The organism is Parabacteroides goldsteinii, from assembly GCF_020091425.1.
GTDB lineage: Bacteria > Bacteroidota > Bacteroidia > Bacteroidales > Tannerellaceae > Parabacteroides > Parabacteroides goldsteinii.
Window position 1 is genome coordinate 826,529 of the sequence record NZ_CP081906.1, and the last position, 16,500, is coordinate 843,028.

Consider the following 16,500-nt stretch of genomic DNA (forward strand, 5'->3'; position numbering starts at 1 on the left):
CTACTCTTCAACAATAACCCTGAACCCTACATTGAACGGGCGTTGCCACGGATAATAAGCCTTGCGGATGGCCGAGGTTGAGTATTTCGGGCGTTCACGCCAGGAGCCTCCGCGTACAACCTTCTGTTCCGGTTTGACCTTTTCCGTTTTCTCTTTGAGAGGATAGGGGAGGTAATCGGAACGGGTCCATTCCGCTACGTTACCGTTCATGTCGTATAATCCCCAGGGATTCGGTTTCATGGAAGCGACATCGGCCGATATCAGATGGTGGTCGTTGACTCCCAACTCTTTCGGCAGGAAGTCCCAGAACTGGCGCATCGGATCGTTGGGACGCATCGGCTTGGGATTTACACCGGTGACGGCCAGGTCGACAGTCGTACTGTCTGCCAGGTTTTCGTAGATGCCGAAGTCAGCTTTACGGTCACCGAACCAGAAGTCACCGGCCGATCCTGCACGGGCGGCCCATTCCCATTGTGTCTCTGTCGGAAGGGCGATACGGCATTGATTTTTCTCTCCCAGCTTTTTACAGAAGTCGTTCGCTTCCTCCCAACTCACACGGATTACCGGTTGTTTCGGTAAATTGGCGGCATAACCGGGAGTCGTATGATCTTTCCAGGTCTGACCGATATACCGGCTGTCATGTTCGGGGAACAGGGCACCGAATTGTTCGTTCGTGATTTCGGTGGTACTCATCCAGAAACCTTCCTTAACCTGTGTTTTGAAGGCAGGTGAGGCAGACGGATCGTTATTGTCACCCATTGTAAAAGTACCGGCAGGAATCCAGACCATCTCCAAAGTGATACCCGGAGCAACAGTCAGCTGACGTGGGGACTTGGAGGCTTTGGCCTGTTTCTTTACGGCCTCTTCCTGGCTGAACGGGAAACCTTTGACTTTAATTGTTTTCGTTTTCTTTTTGTCCTTGGTTGTACCTGCGTTGGTTTCGGTTGACGAAGTCGCTCCGGTAGTACCGTCTGTTTCGTTGTTTTCCTTATTTTTCAGCCATGCTGCATAATCCTTAATCTCCTGTTGCCAGTCGACACGTACGCCACTGTATTTCTCTGACAGTTCCATGCGGCGTTCTACCTGGTTTTGGGGAGCTTCCTTTTTCAGGTCCAGCTGGGTGAATGCTCCGAAATAGGGGGCATTCAGGTCGATCCAGGTGTATAAGGTCTGCATGTCTTTTGCCGGTATTTTTACTCCGTGGTGACCTGCTTGCAGGATACGGATCAGTTCGCTGTTGTTCGCATAATATTCGTAAGGGCGAAGCACATAGATATCCGATTCCGGTCCCTGGCGGTATACGTAGGGGTGGAGGTTCAGATAACTCTGGTCGTAATGGCGTTCCAACTTTGTCAGGATGCCACGTTTATAGGTGACCATCTGGTCTTTCCGGAAGTCCGGCTGGGCGATGGTTCCATTGTGGCAGGATACGCAGTTGCGGTCCAGTACCGGTTGTACTTCCAGGCGGAAGGTGAACGGGCGGACGCCTCCTTCGGGCATTTCCAGTTTATGCGGGAGGATAGTGGAGGCGATTGTGCGTTTAGGCATGGCGATCGTGTTCTGATCTTCATGGCAACCCGTACAGGAGACAATCTCGCCGGGCATACCGGTCAGCCAGCTTCGCATCCATTGGATAGCGGCCCCGTTTTTATCCAGCGGCTGGATAGAGACAGGTGTGTTGGCCGGTATCTTGAACATGACGGAACCATCTTCTTCGACAGGGACGGTACCGAGAATACGTTTAATATCCCATCCGCTCTGAATACCCTGTGCATCATGGTCGGAAGGGGCGAGGATATAGGCATATTCGTAGGCGAAGATACGGAGCGATTTGATTGTTCCTCGCGGGACGCCTTGTGTGCCTTCACCTTCATAGATGTCCTGTATAAATACGGTAGCCTCTTTCTCTCCCGGTTTGATTTTCGACGGGATGATAGGCGGTGTTTCCGTTTTTTTCAATGGGATGGGGGCGGTGAGGCCTTCGCCTTCCTGCTCGGTGATCAGGGTAAGGTTGTCGAATATATCCACCAGATAGATTCCCCAAAGTGCGTCGGGACCGGGTTTGCAGGCCACCAGGAAATATTTTTCATTCAAAGGATAAGGCTTCATGAATTGCGGCCATACACCTTCCACCAGTTCGTCTTTGATGATCGGGACAATCGGGCGTTTGCTGAAAGGTAATTCCTGGACCATTCCTTTTTCCTCTTTACGGCTTTTGGCCGGATCGAAGATAATCAATCGGCCGGAACGGGCTGTTCCGTGGTGGCCGGAGATGATACCGACAAAACGGCTGTTGTATTTGGAGAGCGGTTTCATGTCGAATGTACTGTTCGGGAAATAGGAACCGCTTCCGTAGAGTGCTTTGTTTTCTGTCCCGTCCGGATTCATGTGCATAACAATGCGGGAGAAATAATGTGTCAGGTCGGTATATTCCCAGCGGGTATACATCAGGCGGCCGTTCGGAATAACGATCGGCGCCCAGTTCCCGTCCTGGTCGAATGTCAGGCGATGGATATTTTTTGTTTCCGGATCGTAGGAAACGAGATTGGCAACGACATCGTCCCCGTGTACGCAAGGGACACCGTTGTAACCGATATTACAGGTGGCTACCACTTTGCCGTCCGGCAGGTAGTTGGCGTCGCAAAATTCGAGGTCCGGTTCGTCGGCAACTACTTTTTGATGCAGGCCCGTTCCGTCTGTGTTTATTTCATAGATTTGCCACTGGCGGTTCTCATTAAGGGAGGAAAACAACAGTCGGTCTGCATCCCAGTGCAGTTGTATATCTGAGATGGGCACATCCGCTTTAGGCTTATAGATTGTTTTACTTTGAATGTCTCCGCGAAGATTTGAAAGCTGGCTGATTTCTGCATCATATCCTTTCCGGCGGCTGGAGAATAGAGAATTATAGTTGGCAACGGAGGTCCCGAGCGACGGTCCCATTGCTTTGCGTGCCTTATTCCCCAAGCGGTAACGGGCTATCAGGATTTTGTCTACGTCGAGCAGCGGATTAGCCAGTATGATTTCCCGTTTGAGGGCGAGCAGTTTTTCTGCTTCGACAATGGTCTGCCGGGTGGTGTCTTCAGATAAATGCCGGTTTACCCGGGGAAGTAGCGTTTCCAGTTCTTCCAGCTTTTGATAGAGTCCGGGTGCTTTGTCTCCCAATGATGATTTTGTATCGTCCAGATAAGCGCGTATAGCTTCCGGATTTACCCAGTTGACTTGCTCTTGCAGCCGGCTTATCTGTACCTGACGCAACGAATCAGCTTCGACTGAAGCCTTACCCAGAATAGGGAAGGTTAACAGGAAAGAGCATAAATATGCTTTATATTTCATGTTCATGATATGTTAAAGTTATTCTATTTCAATTGTACAAAACAAATGTATGCCTAAATTGTGTACAGGAACATATAAAATTGTATCAAATGCGATCACTATTATCTCGGAAAGAGGAAATGAGGGTGGAAAAGGCATATGTTTTTTCAGAAGAGAAAAAAGGCCATCCGAATTATCGGATAGCCTCTTTACAATATTAAGTAGGTATCAAAATTATTTGTCTTCCCAACCTTTGTTTTGAACTAAGTTTTCGTTCATAACCAATTCTTCTTTCGGGATAGGCCAGTAGTAGCGGTAGTCATCCCAAGGTAGTGTACCTTTTATTGTATTTGCATACGGGCTTTTGGGGTAGCAGATGATGAAACCGTCCTGATCTGCGAAAACTGTTTTACCGAGTTCTACTTTTACTGCAGTTTCCGGTTTAGATGTATGTGACCCATCGTATAAGTCCTGTACAGAGGTGAAATGCATACCACGGAAAGGAACAGTCAGTAGTTTACCAGCTTTCCAACGCATCAAGTCTTCATAACGACGGTTTTCGATAGCCATTTCAATACGGCGTTCGCGGCGGATTTCGCGCAACAACGGAGAAACGGTATAATCCAGTTTGCTTGTATAGATCTTATCCAAGCGTGGGTCTGCAGGTTCTTGACCGACGATTAGTTTAGCTGTCGGGTATTTGTTGAAATCAAATCCTGCACGTTCACGAAGCGCATTAATTGTCAAGTCAACGTCAGATTGAGATAATGTCCCGTTCAGTTCGTATTTTGCTTCCGCATATATCAGCAGCAGTTCGGCGTAACGGAACTCGATAGCAGCCTGGATACCCTTTGTTGTACGGTCTTCTTCCACTTTATCTCCCATCCAGTGTTTGATAACGCGATAGCCTGTTACAGTAGAACCGCTACTGGTGTAATTCAATCCTGGGTACGTAATACCGTTCTTCTCTTTATCAACAACGCCACTTTGGTAAATCGTTACGTGTTCTCCCGGTCGACAAATGGTTTGTGTCAGGCGCGGGTCACGGTTTTCCAGTTCTGTCCATTTTCCATATCCTAAGAAATTCGGATTCTTTTCGTAGTTTCCTTCATTTCCGTTAATATAGATAGGACGACCGTCGATACACAAGTATTCGTCGACAAGTCCACGGGAAGCTCCCATGGATTGACGGTTTGAATTGTTTTGTTGGTAATAGCGTTGTGCGGCATGACCTACTTTGTTTTCTAAATAGTTACGTGCCAGTATAACTTCCGGATTTCCGGATAAATCTGTTGTTGCAAACATTTTCCAGTAGGTTTCTTCTCCGTTTTTGTAAAGAGCATATTTACCTAATAAGGCTTCACAAGCTTTAACGGCTTCTTCCAAATATTTGTTGGCACTGTTTTGTAGGCCTAACTCCGTATGGTATTTGCGGAATGTACCTTCGAACAAACAGATGCGTGCTTTCAGGAAGTTTGCTTGGTCTTTATTTAAGCGTTCAGAATCTTGATTTGCTTTTTCCGGCAACCATTCAACTGCTTTGTTGATGCACATAAGGACAGAGTCCATCACTTCGGTACGTGGGGTACGCGGTGCGTATAATTCTTCGGAAGCTTCGGTCAGATCGTATGTCAACCAGGGTACGTCACCGAAAAAGAGTACTTTTTGGTAATATTCCCATGCTTTGAAGAAATAAGCTTCTCCGCCATACGCGTTTTTTTTCTCTTGGCTAAGGTCGGCGCGTTCGTAGCGAGCCAAAAAGAAATTTATTTTTCGTAGGTTTTCCCAGTTCCATCCGTTGTCTTTACTTGCCCCTGTCGGTACAACAAGTTCACCGGCCATGCTTCTGAATTCATTTCCTGTTTTTACACAATTGTCTGAATACACATCACCATACATTAACGGGCTACCAACAACGTTCAATACCGGTGTTTTGCTATCTGACCAACCACTTCCATGACCGATGATGTATAGCGGATAAAGACTGTTTAACATTAATTTGAGGTCAGTTTCTGTTTTCCAGAAACTTTCGTCAGTGATTTCATCCAGCGGATAACGCTCCATGAAATCGTTGTTGCAACTCGGTAACAGCATTGAAGTGAGACCTAGTGCAAATATGTATTTCTTAAAACTGAATTTCATAATCGATAATTTTTATAATATATTTGATAGCTGTTATTAATTAGAAACCAACTTGCAGACCGAAAGCTACGGAGCGCATCATCGGATAAGCTGATGATATCTGATCCGGGTCGAAAGTATCCGGTATCTGTGTGATTTCAAACAGGTTGTAACCCGAAAGGCTTAAACGTACGGTTGACAATTTCGCTTTATTGGTCCATGCTTTAGGCAGGGTATAACCCAATGCCAATGTCTTCAAGCGAAGATAAGCCCCGTTAAACAGGTAGCCTGTTTGAACTTGTTGGTTTTGTCCTCGTCCGGCATACATCGGATATTTGGCATTAGTACGTTCCGGAGTCCATGAGTTGTTCAACATCTCCCAGTTACCAGCAGAACCGGAACCACCCCAGAAGGCATTATCGCTGATCCATACATCTTTTTTCCCAATTCCTTGGAAGAAGATATTCAAATCGAAGTTTTTCCAAGAAATATTACCGGTAATACCATATTGGAAACGCGGTGTGGAGTTTCCTATGATTTTACGGTCGCCAGGGTTTTCAAGTGTATTATCTCCGGTTGAGATTTCATCGTCGTTATTCAGATCGGCATATCTTATATCACCCGGATACCAGCTACCGGCAATTTTATTTTGAGAAGGGCCGTTTAAAATATATTTACCGTTTTCATCGATAGTGAAGTCGCTTTCCTGCAATATGCCAACGGTTTCATACCCCCAGATTTCTCCCATTTTCATTCCGTCGTACAGGGTGGACAGCAAAGAGTTGGGGTTGCCGGAGAAATGAATGACTTCCGACTGGTAGTCTGATAATACGAAACCAACATCGTAACGTATGCCGTTGTTTAACCGGTCTTTCCATTTCAGGCTTAATTCCCAGCCGTTCGTTTTTAATTCGCCCGTATTACGCTTGGGGACAGTAGCACCTAAAACAGCCGGCAATTTAGTCCCGTTCATCAAAATATCGGTTGTGCGGCGTGTATACCAATCAAAAGTGGCATCCAACCGACCGTTTAAAGTTGTTATATCAACTCCGAAATCGAGTGTTTTGGCTGTTTCCCACGTTAAATCTCTGGCGATAAGTCCAGTCGGATTCATCCCTTTTAGTTGTTCGCCGTCCATTACCCATGAAATGTAGTTTGCTGCTCCGTAACTGGCAATGTATGCATAGTTAGCTACATTTTGGTTACCCAATGAACCCCATGAACCGCGGATCTTCAAGTTATCCAGCCAGCTATGTGTATTTTTCATGAATTGTTCTTCCGAAATTCTCCAACCTGCCGAGAAAGATGGAAAGAACTGGAAACGGGTATCTTTACCAAAACGGGAAGTACCATCGTAACGCCCGCTGAATTCAAACAGGTAACGTCCCAGATAGTCATAATTGGCACGGACAAAAGCACCCCGGATGGCCCAATGTTCAAAAGCGTCACTTGCATATTGGGTACCACTGGTCATACCGATAGTCGGCAGGTCATTGGTGATGACTTCTTCTGCTTCTCCCCAATTCATACGGTATTTATACCATTCCTGGTTGAAACCGGCAATGGCTGAAACATTATGTTTGCCGAAAGATTTATTGAAATTGGCATAGGCATTGATTGTATAGTAATCCGAATGCCTGGTTTCTTCCCTTACGCTGGAAGGTGATGTATGTGTATTAACCGTACGCCATGCATCTACTACATAGTTGCGGACAGGGATGAATCGTTTCTGGAAGTATTCTGTCGGGCGATAAGAGAGCTCGGCCTTTATGTTAAATTCTGGACAGAAAGTGATTGTTGGAGTCACACTGAATACTGTGTTTGTCTTTTTGGTTTCCTGTGTGGCTCCGTATGCCAGCCATCCTAGAATATTATCCGTATAAGCGTCGGGTATCGGATCGTTAGGGCCTGTCATGATGGGCATATTTATATTTCGTCCCGGTTCGTTTTTCATGGCACTCCATACACTACCTTTTTGCGGGTTCATGTATGGTTCGTTGTAGTTGTTTGTGTTGAACGATATTTTAGAAGCAACATCAAACCAGTCTGTGATTTTGGAGTTTAAGTTCATGTTGATGTTGTATCTATTTTGAATATCCGTGTTGATTTTGTACATACCTTCTTGGCGTTGATATCCTAAAGATATATAATAGCGTGTTTTTGTAGATCCGCCACTGATCGACAAATTATGACGTTGCAGAGGAGTCCAGTCTTTTACTCCTATTTCGTATGGATTCATATTGGCAACCCATGTTATATTGGTTGTACTTCCTTCATTGTAGATCCATGCATTTTCAGGACTGGGATTTTCTATGTATTTCTTTTTGGCAGCTAATAATGTTTCCATCCAAGGAGTCACTGTTCCTCCTGTCATTTCAGTTTGTTTGTTGGCTGCTAATTGGTGGGTATAAGAATCCAGAATGTCCGGCGTATGCGATGGAGTGTTCCATTGCAGGCTCATGTTATATGTAACAGTCGCTTTGGAATCGTTTTTTCCGGATTTTGTCGTGATCAACATAACACCGTAAGTCGCACGTGCACCGTAAATAGCAGAAGCAGAAGCATCTTTCAATACAGAAATGTTTTCAATATCGCTAGGGTTCATCAGGTTTAGATAATCAGCATCCACTTGAATACCATCGACTATGATCAACGGGCTACCGTTCTTGACTTCCCATTCGTTTGTTTTACCTTCTTTTAAACCGATAGACGTACCACCACGTACATTAAAAGAAGGAGTTGCATTTGGTGATGCATTCGTTGCCGACACGTTCAAGTTGGGAACAACCCCCTGTAATGCCTGACCGACATTGGCTACCGGTTTGTTTTCCAATACTTCAGCACCGACTGAAGCGACAGCGCCAGTTAAATTAACTTTCTTTTGTGTACCGAAACCGACTACGACCACTTCATCGAGGGCCTGTGAGTCTTCTTTCAATACTACATTAATAACTGATTTTCCTTTTACCGGAATAGTCTGGGTTTCGTAACCCATGTAAGAGAATACCAACTCGCCGTTTGCGGGCACAGACGAAAGCGTAAAGTTACCGTCTATATCGGTGATGTTACCAGTGGGGGTTCCTTTTATTTGGATGGAAACCCCAATCAAAGCTTCTCCTTTTTCATCTTTTACGTTACCGGACACACTTACGTCCTGGGCGAACAATTGATGGGCAAAAAGGAAAAAGCCCATCAGCATGATTAAAACTTTGTTCTTCATATAGAATAATATTAATGAATGGTTAACTCTTATTAATTAACTCGAGGGCAAAATTGTCCGTATTATCCTACATGAAAGGTTAATTTCATATCAATGATGGTAAGATTTGTGTCAACTCATTGATTTTCCTGTCGAATTAACTTTTCGGTATTCCTTTGGAGGCATTCCGTAGACTTGTTTAAAGCAGGAGGCAAAATATCCGCTACTGCTGAATGCTACTTTTTCCAAAATTTCACTGACACTTAAATCTGTTTCACGCAACATCTGGGCTGCCGCTTCTAGACGCAGATTTTTGATCATCTCAGCCGGAGAGAGGGAAGTAAGTGTTTTCGCTTTTCGGTAGAAGTTTGCGCGGCTCATACCGATTTCTTTGCAGATCATATCAATATCGAGTTTCGGGTTGGAGAAATTTGCTTTCACAATATTTGTATATTGTTTCAGGAACTCTTCGTCAAGCGGAGATGTTTTGACTCCGAGTTCATTCAGATCGATCTTTTTCTCATATTTTTTCCGTATCTGTATTCGTGAAGTCAGCAAATTCCGCACACGTGCCTGCAATAGGCCTATATCGAATGGCTTTATGATATAATCGTCAGCTCCGGCATTATATCCTTCGGTGATTTGCGAAGGCATTGTTTTGGCTGTTAATAGAATGACCGGTATATGGGCTGTTTGCGGATTTTGCTTGATCCGACGGCACAGTTCAAGTCCGTCCATTTCGGGCATCATGACATCACTGACAATCAGTTCGGGTATTTTTATGGCTATTTGTGTAAGTGCCTCTTTTCCGTTTTCTGCTTTCAGCACCTTATATTCATTTTCAAATTGTTTTTCCAGATAATCCAGCACATCTTTATTATCTTCTACTAAAAGCAATGTTTGTGAGATAACCGGTGTTTCTTTTTTTTCGGAAGGAATAAACTCCTGCACATTCATCAGGGGGGAGGATTCTGTCTGTTTGACCGGATTACTTACTGGCTTTTCGGGGAGAGGAAGTAAAACATGCATGCATGTTCCGGTTGGTACTATGTTTTCCGCCCAGATTATTCCACTATGTTGTTCTACTATGAAACGTGCTAAACTAAGTCCGATACCCGAACCTGCAATCTGATGATGTAAATCTTGTGAAGAGCGGTAGAATGGCTGGAAGATTTTTTCAATATCTTCAGATGTGATACCTTCCCCATTATCAGATACTTGTATGTGTAAATAGTAGTCTTCTGATAGATGCCGATTTTGACATAGTTTCACACGAACTATGTCATTTTCGCTTGAAAGTACAGACAATATAATTTCAATTGTTCCCTTTTCCGGGGTGAACTTAAAGGCGTTTGAAAGTAAGTTAAACAGCACTTTTTCAATTTCTTGACGATCATAATAAACACAATAATCTACCGGCAATTCATTTTTCCGGGTAAAAGTGATATTCCTGTTTTTTGCTACCGGGACGAATAACTCATATAACTCCTGAACGAACACGGATAGATCGAATTTCTCTTTTTGAAGTACCATTTTCTGTGAGTCATATTTTTGCACATCCATCAGATTATTAACGAGTAAGAGCAGACGTTGTGTGTTTTTACGCATGAGTTGCAACGTGTTTTTGACTTCCGTAGAGAAGGAACTATGGCGCAACATATCCTCGAGCGGATTGATGATAAGTGTTAAAGGAGTGCGTAGTTCGTGTGAGAAGTTGGTAAATAATCTCATACGTTCCTCGTGTAATTCCTTCATTTTTTCCTGTTCCAGCTGTTTGAAGCGGATACTGCTTTCCAGTTCGTGACGTACTTTCTGATGGTATATAAACTTCCATATAATAGTACCTATTGTGATGATATACAAGATGTAAGCCCACCATGTTTTGTAAAGGGGGGGGGTGACTGTGATGCTTAGGGAAGCTTCCTGTGGATTCCACAAATTTACACTGTTTGAGACCTTTACTTTGAAATTGTAAGTACCAGGGGAGAGATTACTATAATAAGCGACCCTTCTGCCCCTTACATAGTTCCACTCCTTTTCTACCCCTTCCATTTGATAGGCATATTGATTTTGTTTAGGTGAGATAAAGTCTGGAGCCGTATATCCGATTGCTATATTGGTTTCATCCGCTTTTAACCGGAGGGATTGAGTGTCCCCTAATTCTACCGGATTATTATTTATGGATAGGCTTGTCAGATATACGGGAGGGATATAAGTGTTTTTCTCCATCCGGGACGGATTAAAACATAATATGCCTTTATTTCCGGGAAAATAAAGAGTACCTTTTGTGTCGGTCGTTCCTGCATGTAACGTAAATTCCAATGCCCGGTGGCTTTCGTTATGGATGGGAGCAAAGCAATCTTTTTCTGCATTATAACAATATAAATCATTTTCGGATAATGCCCATAAAGATTGGTTCCGGTCGCTTACCATTGAATAGATATAGCCATCTGTTACACCGTCTTCAACTGTATAATGTTTGATCAGGTTGAGGTCACGGTCAAAACGAAAGATGCCATAACCAAAAAATGAAACCCATATATTTTGTAATGAATCGGTCAGGATCGTACTGACAGTTCCCGGCTTCACGTTTTCGGGTAGGTTCAGTTCTGCCGAAGAGATCGTTTTAAGTGTCTCTTTCTTCATATCATATTTATGGAGTCCCTGGCTGAGTGTACCCATAATAAAAACATCCGGCTCTATTTCTTTTATTGCTGTAACAAAAAAGAATTTTCTGCTTTTTCCGTCTACCTTGAACTGATTGATCTGTTCGCCTTTATCGATAAGCACTAATCCTGTTTTGGAATTTGTCGGGATCCATAGTCTGTCTTTACTGTCATTCAGTAGAGTATAAATATCTCCATACTGGTAATCATAGAGTAGGCGATAATCTTTCCGTTTACGTGAAAACAGATAAACGGATCCCAGATTCGTAGCACAGATAATGCTGTCGCCTTTTATAAGTAGTGATTTAAAGATGTTTGAATTGTAATTGTTTTTGTAAGGAGACTTTTTAGGATAAAATTGTTGGCTTTGCGTGTTTGGATTATAGCAAAAAAGTCCGGCTCCTTCAGTTGCGAACCAGATATTTCCGTCACTGTCCTCTTTGCCCATTCCTAATAATCCGGTAAATTCACGGGGCGTGATCCGGTAAAACTGTGTTCTGACCGGGCTGTAATAATTCAGTCCCTTCCAGGTTCCTACCCATAATGCACCTGTATTATCTTTCAGGAGACTGTGTATGGAATAATAGCTTAATGTACCGGGTTCATCCGGATTGAATTTATAGGGAGTGACTTTTAATGTCTGCATATCTACCCTGTTCAGTCCGGAAAAGGTTCCGAGCAATAAGGTATTGGAATCGGTTTCGGCTATTGCACGGACAACATTGCTGCTTAAAGCTGAGTTATCCGTATTCAGATGGACGAACCGTTCGTTTTCTTTATCAAGATAGCAGATTCCGGCTGTTTCGGAAAGTATCCATAACCTTTTCCGGCTGTCGGTAAATAATCTGCGGATCGCTCCTTTTATCAGCGAAGACGGATTTTCCGGTTCATGTTGGTAAAAACGTATGACTTCCCTCTGTTTGTTCAGGACTGCAAGTCCGGTTGATGAACTTGCTATATAAAGATTCCCTTCTTCATCTTCCTGAAGTCCTTTTATATTCGAAGCGATAGGAGTGGATGACAGCCAGTCTTTAAAAACAAGCGAATCGCCTTGCTCATCGTATTGATAGATGAATTTTTCTCCGGCAAGGAAAAAGTCTCCGCTTTGACTGAGCATGCAGCAATGCATGAATCGGGTCTCTTTTACATAATATCTTTTGATTTTTCCTGTTTGATGTGTGATTTTATGCACGCCGTTATCTGTAATCACCCAGATATTCTTATTCTTATCTTCTCCGATATCGAGTACGTTGTTATCTGTTAATGAGCAGGAGTCAGTCGGATTATTTTTGAACACCTTGAACTCGTATCCATCATATCGGTGTAATCCTCCCTGGGTTCCTAACCACAAATATCCGTCCGTATCCTGATAGATATTGGTAACGGTACCCTGTGTTAATCCATCTTCTACCCCAATCTGTGTAAAAAAATAAGGGGAAGTATTTTTACTGTTGGCAGATTGGAATAGATATGGAAATAAAAATAAAAGAAATAATACTAGTGTGTTCTTCGTCATATTTCATCGGCTTTTTTTAGGAATAAATCCACGAAACCATTGATTTGTCGGAAGCAAAGATATGTATTTTTTTGTTTATTCTTCGTCTACTCCATTGTATTTCCTGTTAAAATCGCGTAACCGCATGAACCGGGCTTTTGTTTTCAGTTTATTTTTCAACCGGGTAGACGGGAGGAACGTAACTGTCTTAATGTGGACCTTCTGAGGTTTCAAATCTTCTTTATTCTCAACAATATCGCTGGTGATTGAGGCGCTGAACGTCCCGATATCTCCGAACCTGATATTTTTGCCGCTCAGTAGTTCCAGTTCGAATTGGGTCAGGAGGGCTTCGATCACTCCTTTGACATCGGCTGAGGTGATCGTGCAGTTACTGGAGATACGATAACATAAATTGTTCAGGTCGATTGTGGAAGAGACCGCTTTTGCAGCAAAGTAACCTGTTTTTTCTTTGCCGGGGATGGTGCATACCATCTTTCTTGGTTTGTAAATGATGCTCATGTTTGTTTACTATTAATACGATTTTTGTTTAAACTGAATGTGATGTTTCTCTGATATTCTCTCAATCATTTTTTAATCAGAGGTACGTCTAATTAAATTTAGAGGTAGGTGTAAATTGATTTAGACGTACCTCTAAATTGATTTACACCTAGGTCTTTATGAAAAGAGGTTGTAACAAATATACAAAATCAATGAGGCGTTGTCAAGAGATAGTTACGGTAAAATGGATGAAAGGTGAGATATTCAGTATAAACGGCTGGATATAAAAATCCCCTGTCTGCACGAAGAGACAGGGGATTACCTGGAATTTATTTATCTGGTAGCGTATAAAGTAAGGATAATCGGTCGTTTTTTAATGAAACCTGTATCCGGAAGTTGTCGAAGGTATAGAGAGTATTCAATGTCTCTCCGTCTACGTCGATTTCTTCTCCGGAGGCATCGGCTTCCTGCAAGGAGGCCTCTTCCAGCAACGTTGTTGCCCAATAACGATGGATCGGCAGCAGACGTTCGTAGGATATGCATACATTTTTTTCTAAATTGAAGCGATAGGATACTTCGAATAAGCGGCCCAGCTCATCTTCTTCCTGGCAAGTCAGGGTGAAAAGCGTATCCGTTTGTTTGCTGTCTTCTATACGTTCTTTATTTTCTGAGATGTAAAGAAGAATATCCTTATCCGTTTTATTCAGCCACGTTTGGGAGAAAAGAGCCTGGCTGCCCAAGAGCAGCAACAGGCTTATAAGTAATCTATTCCACATAAAATTCTGCGTTTAAAGGGGTTGACTTGGATGAGTTTCCGGCAAACAGGAAGAATTTTCCAGGCTCTACCACAAACTCATTCTTATCATTATACATACCGTAAGCACGGCGGTTCACTTTGAATGTAACCGTTTTTTCTTCACCCGGTTCCAGTGCGACACGTTCGAAGCCGCATAACTCTTTTTCAAAACGGGAGATGGAAGATGTCTCGTCATTCAGATAAAGCTGCACGACTTCATCCCCTTTTACCGAACCTGTATTTTTCACTTTACATGTAACGGTCAGAGTGTCTCCGTCCGCGATTTTTGTGGCAGACGGTTGAAGGTCGCTGATTTCGAAAGTGGTATAACTCAGTCCGTAACCGAACGGATAGAGTTCGCCGTCTACGCGGGCAAAGCCTTTGCCGGTGGCATTCGGTTTGAAAGGGAAGGCCCAGGGGATTTGTCCGACCGACTTCGGGAAAGTCGTGGATAGCTTACCGCCGGGGTTATAATCACCGAATAATACTTCGGCTACGGCCTGACCGGAAAATTCACCCGGATACCAGGCTTCGACGATAGCCGGCAGGTTGGCATCTTCCCAGTTCAGTGTAACCGGACGTCCGTTGAAGAGTACCAGTACGACCGGAGTTCCGGTGGCTTGTACGGCGCGGACCAGTTCTTTTTGTCTGCCTGATAAATCCAGGTTCACGCGGCTTCTGGATTCACCGATCGTGCGGAAATCGTCTCCTACATATATAATAGCAACTTCGGCCTTTTTAGCAATTTCTACGGCTTCGTCGATTTCTTCCTTTTCCTTATCGCTCAGTTCGAAGTACATCACATCACTTTGCGGAAAATTTTTATCTCTGACATTACACCCTTTGGCATACATCAGGTTTACATTTTCTCCCAGCAGGTTCTTCAGACCTTGCAGGCCGGTTATCACATTCGGATTATGAGAGCCGTAGCGGGAGGTCAGCGATTTGACTTCATCAGCTTGCGGACCGATTACTGCAATGTTTTTGAGGGTTTTCGACAGCGGGAGGGTGTTGTTCTCATTTTTCAAAAGAACGATCGATTCGCGGGCGGCACGCAGAGACACTTCCCGGTTCTTGTCGCTGTTTACGATCTTATCGGCAAGTTTGGTGTCTTTTACATACGGATCGTCGAAAAGTCCTAACCAGAATTTTACATAGAGTACTTCACGGACGCGCTGATCCAGGGTACTTTCTTCTACCAGTCCTTTTTGTAAAGCCCTTCTCAACGCTTCGATGAATACTTCCGATTGCTCAAAGAAGGTGCGGACATTCAATCCGGCGTTCAGTTCACTGGCAACCGCTTCTTCTTCGGTATCTACGATATGGTAGAATTTTACGTTTTTGTCGATTGCCCAACTGTCGGAAACGACATAGCCTTTGAATCCCCATTGGTTACGCAGCAGCTCAGTCATCAGGTAGTGGCTGGCGCTGACCGGAGTCCCGTTATAATCGTTATGTGAACACATCGTTCCCAAAGCGCCTGCCTCCTGAAAAGCGATGCGGAACGGTTCCAGATGCAGTTCGTGAACTTCCTGCGGAGAGGCATGGGGATCGGTTCGTGAGTAGCAGTCGCGGCCACCGCCCGGTATGCCGTAGATAGCAAAGTGTTTCGGTGTTGAAACAACCCGGTTGCTTTGGATACCCAATACTTGCTGGCGTCCTAGTTCTCCTGCCAGGTAAGAGTCTTCGCCGTAACTTTCTACGGTACGTCCCCAGCGGGGATCGCGGGACAGGTCGAGGATAGGGGAATAGACGTTGGTATATCCCAATGCTTTGGCTTCTTCACCGGTAATGCGTCCGATTTCGTAGATAAGTTCTTTATCCCAGGTACAACCCTGTCCGATCTGGGCGGGGAAGAAGGTGGACTTTTCATGTTTCAATCCGCGTATACCTTCGTTTGTCAGGTCGGCGGGAATACCCAGGCGTGTCTCTTCTACGAAAAAGGCCTGTACTTTGTTCATTGCTTCAGCGTGATTGGAGTAAGGAAAGTCAAGGGAGGTACGTTTCCATTCTCCGTTGAGGTGCTCGTCGATATTACCGATACCGTCTTTCCAGATACGGGTTTTCCATTCATCGGTCGGCAGTGTATCTTTAAGGACGGCTCCGTATCCATAGATCGTTCCCAGTTGACAGGTCTTTTCCTCGACTGTCATTTGTTTAAGGAGATCTTCCACCCGTTTGTCGATAGGTTGCGAAGGATCTTCATATATATCCTTCTTCCCGTTTTTGTTGAAATCGATCCAACCTTTCTGATATATTTTCTTCTGATTTTTGGGGGCATCAGGCTTTGATGCCTGTAGACTGCTTGTGTTTGCATTCAGCAAAGGGAGCAGTCCGAAAGACAGGCAAAAAAGCAGTTGCCTGGTTAATGTGTTGTTTCTATTCATGATTATTTTATTATATATGCAAATTA

At 44.0% G+C, this 16,500-nt stretch carries 7 protein-coding genes; all 7 read right to left on the reverse strand.

Annotated features, from left to right (window positions below; all coding sequences use genetic code 11):
• The 7 genes from K6V26_RS04405 to K6V26_RS04435 all read right to left on the reverse strand — a co-directional run bounded on the left by K6V26_RS04405 (position 1) and on the right by K6V26_RS04435 (position 16,474).
• Complete coding sequence (locus K6V26_RS04405; protein ID WP_449590453.1) at positions 1–3,333, reverse strand: SUMF1/EgtB/PvdO family nonheme iron enzyme; 3,333 nt, start codon at positions 3,331–3,333, stop codon at positions 1–3.
• A 213-nt stretch (positions 3,334–3,546) separates the two neighbouring features.
• Entirely contained in the window at positions 3,547–5,454 is a 1,908-nt protein-coding gene (locus tag K6V26_RS04410; protein WP_224264683.1) for a RagB/SusD family nutrient uptake outer membrane protein, read from the reverse strand.
• Between the two features lie 40 nt (positions 5,455–5,494).
• Complete coding sequence (locus tag K6V26_RS04415) at positions 5,495–8,653, reverse strand: SusC/RagA family TonB-linked outer membrane protein (RefSeq protein ID WP_224264684.1); 3,159 nt, start codon at positions 8,651–8,653, stop codon at positions 5,495–5,497.
• A gap of 111 nt (positions 8,654–8,764) precedes the next feature.
• Positions 8,765–12,814: a hybrid sensor histidine kinase/response regulator transcription factor gene (locus tag K6V26_RS04420; RefSeq protein WP_224264685.1), complete on the reverse strand. Its 4,050-nt coding sequence runs from the start codon at positions 12,812–12,814 to the stop codon at positions 8,765–8,767.
• A 75-nt stretch (positions 12,815–12,889) separates the two neighbouring features.
• Positions 12,890–13,312, reverse strand: coding sequence for an HU family DNA-binding protein (locus K6V26_RS04425; protein WP_122327613.1), 423 nt, complete (start codon positions 13,310–13,312; stop codon positions 12,890–12,892).
• Positions 13,313–13,620: 308 nt separating this feature from the next.
• Positions 13,621–14,067: a hypothetical protein gene (locus K6V26_RS04430; RefSeq protein ID WP_046146644.1), complete on the reverse strand. Its 447-nt coding sequence runs from the start codon at positions 14,065–14,067 to the stop codon at positions 13,621–13,623.
• The gene (locus K6V26_RS04435; RefSeq protein ID WP_224264686.1) at positions 14,057–16,474 is read right to left on the reverse strand and encodes a glycoside hydrolase family 3 C-terminal domain-containing protein; all 2,418 of its coding nucleotides are present in this window, start codon (positions 16,472–16,474) and stop codon (positions 14,057–14,059) included. Before K6V26_RS04435 ends, K6V26_RS04430 begins: the two co-directional genes overlap by 11 nt.
• Positions 16,475–16,500 lie beyond the last annotated feature (26 nt).